Raw genomic sequence first — 12,394 nt, forward strand, 5'->3', positions numbered from 1 at the left:
TACGCCTCGACGGCCTGAGCCCGGTGCGATACCGAGCCCAGGCCCTCGCAGCCTAGGATTTGCATTAGCAGTCCAACCCGCGGGGTCCAGTGCACATACGTCTCGACCGTGCAAGGGTCCATCCACGTTCCGGCCTGTGGTGGGTCAATGGACCGTTGCATACGTCTGAGCGCGTAGATGGTTCATTCACCCTGCTGGGGCTGCGCCATCGCACCATCGGTCGCCCATAGCATCCCAGTCCGACAGAGTCGTCCAGCTTGCGACTGGTGACAGCCAATCCATCCACAGACTGGTCGACTATCCACAGAAGACTTGCGACAGCGCCGAAACGCGTCGAACATGTCGGTACCGAATTCCACTCTTCGGGCATGAAGAGACGATTGTGGAACGCTGATTCATTGTTCGACCTGAGCTCGACAGGCGTCGTGACGCGTCGGCAGCTTCGCGAGGCGGGCGTGAGTGACGCATCGATCGACAGCAGATGCGCGGCCGGCGGTCCTTGGCAGCGGTTGCTCCCGGGCGTCGTACTGCTGCGCAACGGCCATCCATCGACGCTCGAGCGCTCAGCCGCGGCGCTCGCATACGGCGGACCTACGAGCATGATCACCGGTTGCGTCGGGCTCGATTCGTTCGGATACGGCACCAATGGATCCGCAGGGGAGGTTCATCTGCTGATACCCGCGGATATGCGTCGGGCGTCGGTGTCTTTCGTCCGAGCGGAGCGGACGTGGAGGCTTCCTGATCCGATCACCAAGGGCAGCATCCGGGTTGCTCCGCTGGTGCGTTCATTGGTCGACGCAACTCGGGCCGCGAAGTCCGAGGCACGGTGCGTCGCCCTGCTGACCGAAGTACTGCAACGAGGCGGCGTGTCCATCGACGAGATCGCCACCGAGTTGGCCGAGGGGCCGCGCCGCTACAGCGCGCTCACCCGCCGTGTACTTCTCGAGTTGCGGGACAACGCGCACTCGGTGGCAGAACTCGACGCCCAGCGCCTGTACCGAACCAGCGGGCTGCCTGCGATGACACACAACTGCGACATCTACGCCCGAAGCGGAGAGTTCATCGCCAATACCGACGGGTGGATCGACGCCGTGGCATTGGCACGTGAAATCGATTCCGTGACCCACCATCTGTCACCGGCCGACTACCAGCGGACGCAATCCCGACGCAACCGAATGCAAGCCCACGGACTGATCGTCGTATCCCACTCACCACAAGACATCCGCGATCGGCCGACACAGGTGCTCGATGACCTGCGGAAGAACTACCACCATGCACTCGCCAGACCTCGACCGGATGTGGTGATGGTTCCGCGCGAATCGACCGCGTGAATGGACCATCGGACACGACTGACCGGTGGAGTGGTTCATCGACGCCGATGCCGACCCTACGTGGATGAACCATCGCATACGTCTGACCGGTGCAGTGGTCCATTGACCCGAACGGGAGCGAAGCGACCTCGGCAGCCGGAGCTAACCGGACCCACTTGGATCGGACTAGATGGGGAGCAACGAGTGCTTACGCGGACTCTTGATCACTTCTTTGTCCCGAAGGATTCGCAGGGCGCTTCGGATTTCGAGGCGAGTCTGCGACGGCTCGATGACGGCATCGATGTACCCACGCTCGGCCGCGATCCAGGGGGTTGCCACATGCTCGTTGTAGAAGTTGATCAGTTGCTTGCGCAGGGCCGGTGCATTGTCTCCGGCCTCGGCCAGTTGCTTGCGGCTCATGATGTTGATGGCACCCTCGGCGCCCATCACGGCGATGCGGGCGGTCGGCCAGGCGAGGTTGATGTCGGATCCGAGCTGCTTCGAGCCCATCACCGCGTATCCGCCGCCGTACGACTTACGAATGACCACAGTCACTTTCGGCACCGTGGCTTCGACGAAGGAGAAGATGAAGCGACCGCCTCGATGGATGACGCCGAGTGTCTCCTGGTCGACGCCGGGCAGGAACCCTGGAGTGTCGACAAGAAAGATGATCGGGATGTTGTACGCGTCGCTGAGGCGAATGAAACGCGCAGCCTTGTCGGCACCGTCCGCGTTGAGAGCACCCGACAGATGCATCGGCTGATTGCCGACGATTCCCACCGGCCGACCGTCGACGCGCGCGAATCCGGTGATGACGTTCGGAGCCGTCTGACCCGACAGTTCGTGAAATTCGCCGTCGTCGAAGATGCGCAGAATGATGTCGTGCATGTCGTAACCGGCATTGTCGGCGTCGGGCATGAACGAGTCGAGCTTGAGATCGGACTCGGTGATCTCCGGCTCGAGTCCCGGATTGATCACCGGCGACTCTTCCTGGCAGCTCGACGGCATGTAGCTCAGGTAGTTCCGAATCCAATCGAATGCGGCCTTCTCGTCGGCTGCGACGTGGTGCACGTTGCCGTTGAGGGCCTGGACACGGGCACTACCGAGTTCGTCGAGGCTGACGTCCTCGCCGGTGACGGACTTGATGATGTCCGGACCGGTGACGAACATGTACGCCTCTTCGGTGGCGACCACGATGTCGGTGTTGATGGGCGCGTACACGGCGCCACCGGCACATTTGCCGAGGATCAGCGAGATCTGCGGGCACAGACCGGACAGGGCCTCGTGACGTCGTCCCAGTTCGGCGTACCAGGCCAGGGACGTCACCGCGTCCTGCACGCGAGCTCCACCGGAGTCGTTGATGCCGACGACCGGGCAGCCCATCTTGATCGCGAAATCCATGATGCCGGCGACCTTGCGGCCGAACATCTCCCCCACGGTTCCGCCGAACACGGTTTGATCGTGCGAGAACACTGCGATCGGACGGCCGTCGACGGTTCCGTGCCCGGTGACGACGCCGTCGCTGTACAGGGCTCCCGGATCGTTGGGGGCCTTCACCAGCGCACCGATCTCGACGAAGCTGCCGGGATCGAGCAACGAGTTCACGCGATCTCGGGCGCTGGGAATGCCCTTCTTCGCACGCTTCGCGATCCCGATCTCGCCGGCCGGTTCTTTGGCCAGTTCGAGTCTCGCCCGTAGTTCGGCCAACTTCTCCGCAGTGGTGCCACTCAAGATTTACGCTCCGGTTCTTGCAGACTCGATGTTCTCGAGCGTCTTCGACAGATGGGCCGCAATTTTTCCAATGTACGGCTCGTCCACGACCGCGAGGTGATCGCCTCCGACGTAGACGATCTCGAGGTCTTTCACCACCGGTCCCCAACCGCCGTGCTCTTCGCGGGTGGCGTACGCGGGCTCGAGAGCAATCGCGTCGTCGTGGTACTTGTCCGCCAGATACAGCGTGACGTGCCCGCCGTATTCCTTGAGCTCGGCCGTCTGGATCGCGCGGTTGTCGAGCCACGACGTGCGCTGGTGCTCGATGATTCCGCCGGGAATCTTTGCGCCACTGAGCTTGACCAGATCGGTGATGATCCGGATCTGGCCCTCGTCGTCGGAGTCGACCAACTTGTCGTACGGGATCGGGTAGTCGACGTTGTACGTCTTCTTCGCGAACGCTGCGTACCGCTCCCAGCGCTTGCGGACCTCGTCCTTGGTGTCGGGGATCGCGGTGCCCGGCATGACGGTGTCGAGCAACCCGACGTAGGCGACCTCGATGCCTTCCTCTTCCATCTGACGCGCGACCTCGTAGGCGAGGATGCCGCCGAGCGACCACCCGACGAAGACGTACGGTCCCTCGGGCTGGATCGCCTTGATCAGCGGCACGTACTCGGCCGCTCGCGTGGCGATGGGTCCTTCGACGCGCTCGAGTCCGTACATCGGCGTGCCTGCCGGCAACTTCCGCAGCAACGGCTCGTATGCGACGGTGGAGCTACCGGCCGAGTGGAACGCGAACACCGGGGTGGCCGTGGACCCTTCGGGACGAGCACGAAGATTGCGTACGACGCCGTCGATCTCACCGTCTTCGAGGTGCGGGCGAACCTTGTCGGCGAGCTGCTCGATGGTTTCCGAGTCCAGGACGTCGTCGAAGGTGATCTCGCCGCCGGCCCGCTCGGTCAGACGGGTGGCCAACTTCTCGGCAGTCTCGTCGTCGAGGATCGGCAGCGTGTTGAAGATGCCCTTGGCCGACTCTTTCGTCACCACAGCCCATGTCGCGAACGTCATCCGCTCGGCGTTGTCACGCGGCGGCACATCGGATCCGGCGGCCTCGGCGAACGCTTCCTTACCACCCAAATCGGTCTGGGCTGCAGCCACCGGTGCGGGCTGGTACTCCGCACTGGGAACCGAAGTTTCCGGCGCGGCGACGGCGGTGTCCAAGGCTTCTTCGCGTGCAACCGCACCACTTTCGGCGGCCTGCTCGGCAGCTTTTTCGGCCGCCTGCTTGTCTGCCAGCGCCTGCACCTCGTCGCGGTTCTCGATCGCGTAACGCAGGTACTTCTCCACCTCGCGCAGATTCGCGTCGCGTACTGCCTGCAATTGCACTGTGGGGATGTCGAATTCGTACTCGACGCGGTTCTTGATGCGAACGGCGCTGAGCGAATCGAGCCCCAGTTCGATCAGCGGAACCTCGGGCGGCAGGTCCTCAGGTGCGTAGCCCATCGACTCGGCAACGATGATCGCCAGCCGGTCTTCGAGCTTCTGGTTGCCGTTGGGATCCCAGCGGTCACCGAACGTCTCGACGACCTCGGGCAGTTCTTCCATGGGCGACGAGCTCTGTTGTTCCACGGCAACAACAGGGTCCGGACGCACAGCACCGGAGGTGACGACGGCCTCGTGCAGCAACGTGAAGGCCGAACCCTCATGTGCGTGCACCTGCACCGACGCCCCACCGAGGTGCGAGGTCAACGTGGTGACGACCGTGCCCACCTTCGGCACCGCAGCATGGGACACCGAAACACCCAAGGCCACATCGGCGAACACCTGTGAGGCAGCGGCTGTGACGAGCGCATCGAATCCCGACACACTAGAAGCCTGGACCTCCCAGACGTGACGACCGTCGGGCAGCGCAACCCGTGCACCGGGAACGCGCGCGTTGCCGCTGGAACTGACCTGCGAGTTGAGCCAGAACTCCTTGCGCAAGTAAGCAGTTCGCGGGATCGCGGCGTACGGGCCGGACTCGAACAGTGTTGCCAGCTCCAGTGCGTGCCCGTGCACGTACAGCTGCGCCAACGCGGCGAGGAACGTCTCGTCCTCGTCTTCCTTGCGCTTGAGGGTAGGAATCAGCGTCGAGTCGGCGACACCCGCAGCCCATGCAGTCGCTGCAACCGACATCAATGCGACGGGGTTGGGAGCGAGCTCGACGAACGTCGTATGCCCATCTCCCACAGCGACATTGACGGCCTGCGTGAACCAGACCGGATGCCGCATGCCCTTGGTCCAGTAGTCGACGCCGTGGATCGCCGCATGCCCGACGCGATAGTGCGCCTCACGATCGACCGACGAGTAGACCCCGGCGGTGAGTTTGCTGGGTTCGATTCCAGCGAGTTCGGCAGCGAGCTCACCGAGCAACACGTCGACTGCCGCGGTGTGACCGGCACCCTTGACGTCGAGCAGGCGCGCCATCTTGCCTGCAGCTTCGGCCATCTCGACGAGGGCTTCCACCTCGGCGCGTGGTCCACCGACCGTGGTGTGCGTCGGTGCTGCGTAGACGCAGGGCTCCACATGGGGGAACTGGTCGGTGAGGGTCTTGACCTCGTCGGGGGTGTACTCGACGAGGGCCATGGCACCCTGCGACGCTGCTCCGAGGCCGTCCTGTCCCTCGGCCAGCAGCCGCGAGCGGGCGTAGATGATGCGGACGGCGTCTTCGAGGTTCAGGCCTCCCGCGACGTAGGCTGCCGCGACCTCACCCATCGAGTGGCCGATGACGGCGGCCGGCTCGGCACCGTGCGCGCGAAGCGTTGCGGCCAGGGCGATTTGGATGACGAAGATGGCGACCTGAGAGTTCTCGAACTCGTAGGTCTGCGAGTCGTCGAGGATGATCTCGCGGATGGAGTAGCCGGCTTCGTCGACGAGTAGCTCGTCCACCTTGTCCACCTCGGCGGCGAACACGGTGTTGGTGCGGTACAGCCGCGATGCCATCTTGCGATGCTGCGATCCGAATCCGGAGAACACCCACACCGCGCCGTTGGAGGCCGGCGAATCCGCGGAGAACACGCCGGGGCCCGGCTTGCCCGCGGCGATGGCACGCAATCCGGCGATGGCCTCGGCGGTGGTGGATGCGAGAACCACTGCGCGCGAACGTCCATGGTTGCGGCGAGCCAACGTGCGGCCCACATCGACGAGAGGCGTCGTGCTGCCCTCTTCGGTTTCGAGCCAGTCGGCCAATTCCGACGCGGCGCGCTTACGACGCGACGGCAGTGCGGCAGAGACGGCGAGAATCACTGTCTCCGAACCGGATTCGGAATCAGAAGTATCGGGCTCGGCCACCGGATCGACAGCAGCGACGGGCTCAGGATCGGCAACGATCGGCAGTTCCTCGCCGGCGATATCGGTGACACCCTCGACCAGGGCGGCGTCCGGATCCACGGCAGCAGGATCGAATTCGTCCGAGGTCTCACCCGGAACGTACTCGCGCACGACCACGTGCGCATTGGTACCGCCGAATCCGAATCCGGAGACACCTGCCACTGCCTTGCCGGTGTAGCGCGGCCAGTCGGTGGCCTCCGGAATGACCTTCAGGTGCGCCTTGTCGAAGTCGATGTACGGGTTGGGGCCGACGTAATTCAGCGATGCGGGCAGCTTGTTCGCCTGCATCGCGAGGACGACCTTGATCAATCCTGCTGCGCCTGCGGCGGATTCGAGGTGCCCGAAGTTGGTTTTCGCCGATCCCAGCAGAGCCGGCTTGTCTGCGTCTCGGCCTCGACCGACGACGCGACCGAGTGCATCGGCTTCGATGGGATCGCCCAGAATGGTTCCGGTGCCGTGCGCTTCGATGTAGTCCACGCCCGACGGGTTGATGCCGGCGTCGCGGTACGCGAAACGCAGTGCGTCGGCCTGCGCGTCCGGGTTCGGTGCCAGCAGACCGTTGGAGCGGCCGTCCTGGTTGATGGCCGATCCGGCGATGACGGCGAGTACCTGATCACCGTCGCGCTCGGCGTCTTCGAGTCGCTTGAGCACGACGAGTCCGCCGCCCTCGGAGCGGATCATGCCGTTGGCGTCGGAGGAGAACGCCTTGATCCTGCCGTCGGGGGCGAGTACACCCGTCTGGCCGAAGCCGACGGTGATCGGCGGCGCGAGCAGCATGTTGACGCCACCTGCCACGGCCAGGTCGGATTCGCCGGTACGCAGGCTGCGCACCGCCTGGTGGACGGCCACGAGCGAGGACGAACATGCGGTGTCGACGGCGATCGACGGCCCACGGAAGTCGTAGAAGTACGACACCCGGTTGGCCACGATGGCCGTGGACGTGCCGGTCAGCGCATACGGGTGCACGGCCGGGTCGCTGACGGCGATGAGCTGATAATCGTTGGACGAGCTGCCGATGAACACACCCACCTGGCTGCCCTTGACCGAGCTGGCCGGAATGTGGGCGTGCTCCAACGCTTCCCACGTCAGTTCCAGCGCGAGCCGCTGCTGCGGGTCGACGTTGACGACCTCGTTGGGCGACATCGCGAAGAACTCGGCGTCGAAGGTCTTGACGTCGTCGAGGTAGCCACCCTTGGTGACCGTCGCGTCGACGGCAGCGGCGATGACGGGATCGGAGGTGAATTCCTTCCATCGACCCTCGGGCAGATCGGTGATGCCGTCGCGTCCCTCGATGAGGAGCGACCACATCTCCTCGGGGGTGTGACCGGTACCGGGAAAACGAGACGACAGCCCGACGATCGCGATGTCGTGGGCATCGCCCGACTGGTTGCCGCTGGTGTAGAACGCGTCGTCGACGGTGCCGACCGGCTCGTCGGGTTCGCCTTCGATGATGATCTTGGCGAGCGCGGCGATGGTGGGGTGCTGATAGACGACGGTGGCGGTCAACGTGACCCCGACCAGCTCTTCGATCTCCCCGCTCAACGCGACGGCATCGCGAGAGGACAGACCGAATTCCTCCATCGGACGGTCGTCGGAGATGGCCGACGCCGGCTGCCCGGTCGCGTCCGCAACCCAGTTGCGCAGCCAGTCCCGCAGCTGGGCGACCGTGAGGTCGGTCCCGTCCGCACTCTGGATCTTGTCTGTCTCTTGTTCAGCCATCACTCACCAAGCTATGTATCGAAGGAACGGGAGGCCCAGAGATCAGTCGGGCAGTTCGGCGTCGGGGAATGCCGTCTGCTGGTAGCCGCCGCGGAGCGTGCCCTCGATGTAGGCGGCCTTGCAGGCCCGCCGGGCAATCTTGCCGCTGGAGGTACGCGGGATGGAACCGGCAGGGACGAGGAGGACGTCGCGCACCGTGACGCCGTGGCGCGCGGAGACTGCCGTGCGGACCTCGTCGGCGATCGGAGCCGGGTCGGCCTTGCCGGAGCCCGGGGCACGTTCGGCGACGATGACGAGTTGTTCGGAACTGTCGTCCGAGTCCTTCGTCAGGGCCGCACCGCTGAACTCGAAGACGATGTCGGGCAGCTGGTTGAGCGGGACGGCGAACGCCGCGACGAAGCCGGGGCGCAGGGCCTTGCTGGCTTCCTGGGCCGAGAACTCGAGGTCCTGCGGGTAGTGATTGCGGCCGTCGACGATGACGAGGTCCTTGACGCGGCCGGTGATGTAGAGCTCGCCGTCGTGGTAGACACCGAAGTCGCCGGTACGCATCCAGTTGCCACCCTCGGGAGCGCCGTCTGCGTGCGAGCCCTCCGGGTTGCGGTGGACGAGCTTGTTGTGGAAGGTCTCGGTGGTCTCGGTCTCGCGGCCCCAGTAACCCTTACCGATGTTCTCGCCGTGCAACCAGATCTCGCCGACGTGCTCGTCGGCAACCTCGGTTGCGGTCTCGGAGTCGACGATGGCGGCCCACTGGCTCCGCGCGACCGTGCCGGTGGACACCTGCGGGATGGCACCGGGCGCGTCCGGTGCGACGACCACGAAGTTGCCTGCGTTGAGTTCGACGCGGTCGACATAGACGACCTTGGCTTCGTCGGCGTGCTTGCTGGTCGAGACGAACAGGGTGGCCTCGGCCATGCCGTAGGACGGCTTGATGGCGGACTTCGGTAGACCGTAGGGGCCGAACGCCTCGTTGAACTTCTTCATCGACGACGTCGTGACGGGCTCACTCCCGTTGATCAGACCGATGACGTTGGACAGGTCCAGGCTCTCGCCGTTCTTCGGCAAGCCGCGCTGTGCGGCGTGCTCGAAGGCGAAGTTCGGTGCCGCGGCGAACGTGCCCGCACCGTCGGAGACCGCAGCGAGTTCCTTGATCCAGCGCCACGGCCGCTGCACGAACGCGCGCGGACTCATGATGGTGATGTACTTGCCGCCGAGCGCCGGGAGGATGACGGTGAGCAGACCCATGTCGTGGAACATCGGCAGCCAGGTGACGCCGCGCGAATCGTGATTGATCTCCATGCTGTCGACCATCTGCAGCGCGTTGACGCCCACCGCGCGGTGGGTGATCTCGACGCCTGCCGGGGTGCGCGTGGAGCCGGAGGTGTACTGCAGGTACGCGATGTCGTCGAGCGTGGCCGTGGGCTCGACCCACGTCTCACCCACGCTGTCCGGGACGGCGTCGACGGCAATGATCCGGGGACGCTCTGCGGCGGGCAGGGCACGGAAGAACGCGCGCACACCTGCCGCCGAATTACCCGCCGTCAGGATCGCGCTGGGCTTGCAGTCGCCGAGGACGGCATGCAGGCGGTCGGTATGGCCGGGCTCGTCGGGGTCGAACAGTGGCACCGCGATGGTGCCCGCGTAGATCGCACCGAAGAAGGCGATCACGTACTCGAGGCCCTGTGGGGCCAGAATCGCTACTCGGTCGCCGGGCTGGGTGACCTGCTGGAGGCGGGCGGCAACGGCCTTGAGACGAGTACCGAACTCGGACCAGGTCAGTTCGTGAGCTTCACCGTCGCGCTCGCGGGAGTAGTCGACGAACCGGTACGCGAGCGTGTCGGCGTTCTCCTGGACATTCACCTCGACGTGGCGGACGAGGGTCTGACCTTCACCGATGGTGATGTGGCCGTTCTCGTCGATGAAATCATCGAAATTGTGGCTCATTACTTCAATCTCCTCCGACACGAATCCGCTGTCGTACAGCCTGCGCGACCTGGTCCCACACGCTCGGCTGCATGAAAACAGACACCGAACAGCGTTCAATGTTACTTAGTGGTAGCTCTGGTGGTGTCGGTTCGGCACCTGGCATCGAAGCCAGCTACATGGTACCGACACGCACCTACGTCACTCGCCTTTCAGCAAGTCGACAACCGGCGCGAATGCTTCCATTTGAGTAGGGAAAACCCCGACATAGGACATCGTCGTTCGCGCGCGAACGTTACGGATCTGATCGGCGATCTCCTCGTACGTCCCGAATGCGAGGTACGGCGACGACAGAATGTCCTCGACCGTGAGCTTGACGTCGACGTCCACATTCGGCGGGTAACCGTTGTCGAGCGCGGCCAACGCCATCTCGGCCATCTGCTCGCGATCATCGGTCACGACGATGGTGGTGATCGCCCAGTTCAATTCGATGTCGTCGAACCTGTCTCCGGCAGCGGCGCGAATTAGCTCGACACGCTCGAGGGTCTTCTCGATGGTCATGCCCGAGAGCAGCAGCTTGCCTTCCTTCGAGGTGCTCGGCACCACGGAGATGATGTCGGCGTGCTTGGCCGCCAACGCGAGCATCTTCGGTCCACCGCCACCGATGCAGATCGGCGGACGCGGACCCTGTCGCGGCCGGGGACTGCCCTTGAGTCCGGTGATCGTGTAGTGCTTCCCGGAGAAATTGCACTCCTGACCGCGCAACAGCACGTCGAGAATCTCGAGGGTCTCCTCGAGCTTTTCAATACGCACTCCCGGACGGTCGTACGTGATGCCGGCCTTGTCGTACTCCTCGCGCATCCAGCCGGCACCGAGACCGAGTTCGAGACGCCCACCCGAGAGCACATCGATGGTCGCCGCATCCTTGGCCAGCACCGCGGGATGCCTGAACCCGTTCGCCAATACCGCCGTGCCGAGCCGGATCTTGTCGGTGGCGACGGCGAGCGCGCCGAGGGCCGCAATGGGACCGACCTGATTACCCAGGTGATCGGGAATCATGAAACTGTCGTAGCCCAGTTCCTCGGCCTGCTGCGCCAGCTTGATGAACTTCCGAGCCCCGCCCTCCTCGGCGTTTCCCTCTCCGCCTGCAGCGAATCGGAATTTGCGCGGCCCTGCGGTCGCGGCCTCGGCGGAACTCATCTATTGCTCTCCTCGCACGTGTGCAGCGGTCTGGTTTCGGGTAAACAGCAGCCCGGCCGGAGCCGATCTGCGCTGGTCCAAGGCGTCACTCTAGCCGTTGGCCGGACTCGATCACACCGACTGGGGGGTTTCCTGGGTCAGGTTTGTGCCCGGCAATAGTTCGTCACACGCCGCGTTGTGATGTTTCCGTTATAACGCCATCGCTCAAGAATGCGCAGGGGTCGGGGCATTCTCGATCAGCCCGGCAGCCCACGCAGCCGTCCACTGCGTCGCCGTCGTGCCGGAACCGTCGACGACGAAACTGTTGTACGACGCGTGCACGGGATTGCCGGCAGCACCGATCAGAATCTGAATGCTCTGCGGAATGTTGCGGAGCGACAAGCCATCCGACGGAGATGCACAGATCAGATCCCCGGGTGCGCAGATCTGATTGGTCCGGTCGTCGAGCGCTCCGAACCCGCCTTCGCGAGGCCCCGTCATCGTGATGCCGGGTAGGTCGAGCCCCCCGAGCGCCACCTCGGCACCCACACCGTCGAGCGGGGCCGGAATATCGGTTCCCGAGACTCCGTCGCGTCGACCGTCGGCGATGAGCGTCACCCCGAGTACGCGATCGGCGGAGATCGGTCCGCTACCCGCTCCGACTTCGGACGCGATATCGCCGGCGATGACCGCACCCTGAGAGAACCCCGCGAGAACGAAGTTGGTCAACGGGCACCGCGCACTGACATCGGTCATCTTCTGCACGGCAACAGCTTTGCCCTCGGTGCGGCTGTTGTTGTAGGACTGCTGACCGTCCGGCGGCAGGGCGATGGGATTCGAGAACTGAGCCACGTACGGCACGGTGTAGACGTCGGCGCGCGATCCGGGGAACTGCTCCTGCAACGGACGCGTGACGTTCAGCATCAGTGACAGCGGGTTGGCCGTCGGGTTGTACGGGTCGTCCGTCGACGACGATTCCCACGTGCCCGGAATGGCGATGACCTGCACGTCGGGGCAATCGGCCGGCTGCGACGTCGGCTCCTCGGGTCCCGGCGGGACCGGGATGCCCGGATCCTTGGGCAGCCGTCCGGCAAGCAGATACCACAGGGCGACGATGATCAGACCGACGATCACTGCGAAGGCGATCACCGGAAGAATCCTGCGCTTACGCTTGGCCATCACGGCGG

The 12,394-nt window shown here is 64.6% G+C and carries 6 protein-coding genes; 1 reads left to right on the forward strand and 5 read right to left on the reverse strand.

Translation table 11 applies throughout. From position 1 onward, the window contains the following. Window positions 1–368: 368 nt before the first annotated feature. Entirely contained in the window at window positions 369–1,331 is a 963-nt protein-coding gene (locus ACIGGF_RS23760; RefSeq protein ID WP_397523549.1) for a hypothetical protein, read from the forward strand. Window positions 1,332–1,496: 165 nt separating this feature from the next. Here the strand turns inward: ACIGGF_RS23760 and ACIGGF_RS23765 are convergent, their stop codons facing one another. From ACIGGF_RS23765 to ACIGGF_RS23785, 5 genes are all read right to left on the reverse strand, one after another. After that, window positions 1,497–3,041: an acyl-CoA carboxylase subunit beta gene (locus ACIGGF_RS23765; RefSeq protein WP_397523550.1), complete on the reverse strand. Its 1,545-nt coding sequence runs from the start codon at window positions 3,039–3,041 to the stop codon at window positions 1,497–1,499. A 3-nt stretch (window positions 3,042–3,044) separates the two neighbouring features. Continuing rightward, the gene (gene pks13, locus ACIGGF_RS23770) at window positions 3,045–8,108 is read right to left on the reverse strand and encodes a polyketide synthase Pks13 (protein ID WP_397523551.1); all 5,064 of its coding nucleotides are present in this window, start codon (window positions 8,106–8,108) and stop codon (window positions 3,045–3,047) included. Window positions 8,109–8,150: 42 nt separating this feature from the next. After that, complete coding sequence (gene fadD32 / locus ACIGGF_RS23775; RefSeq protein ID WP_397523552.1) at window positions 8,151–10,049, reverse strand: long-chain-fatty-acid--AMP ligase FadD32; 1,899 nt, start codon at window positions 10,047–10,049, stop codon at window positions 8,151–8,153. Window positions 10,050–10,229: 180 nt separating this feature from the next. Beyond that, window positions 10,230–11,228 (reverse strand): LLM class F420-dependent oxidoreductase, encoded by a 999-nt coding sequence (locus ACIGGF_RS23780; protein WP_397523553.1) that lies wholly within the window; start codon window positions 11,226–11,228, stop codon window positions 10,230–10,232. A gap of 204 nt (window positions 11,229–11,432) precedes the next feature. Beyond that, on the reverse strand, window positions 11,433–12,386 hold the full coding sequence (locus ACIGGF_RS23785; protein WP_397523554.1) for a cutinase family protein: 954 nt from the start codon (window positions 12,384–12,386) through the stop codon (window positions 11,433–11,435). Window positions 12,387–12,394 lie beyond the last annotated feature (8 nt).

The sequence above is a fragment of the Rhodococcus sp. NPDC078407 genome (genome assembly GCF_044542515.1).
Classification (GTDB): domain Bacteria; phylum Actinomycetota; class Actinomycetes; order Mycobacteriales; family Mycobacteriaceae; genus Rhodococcoides.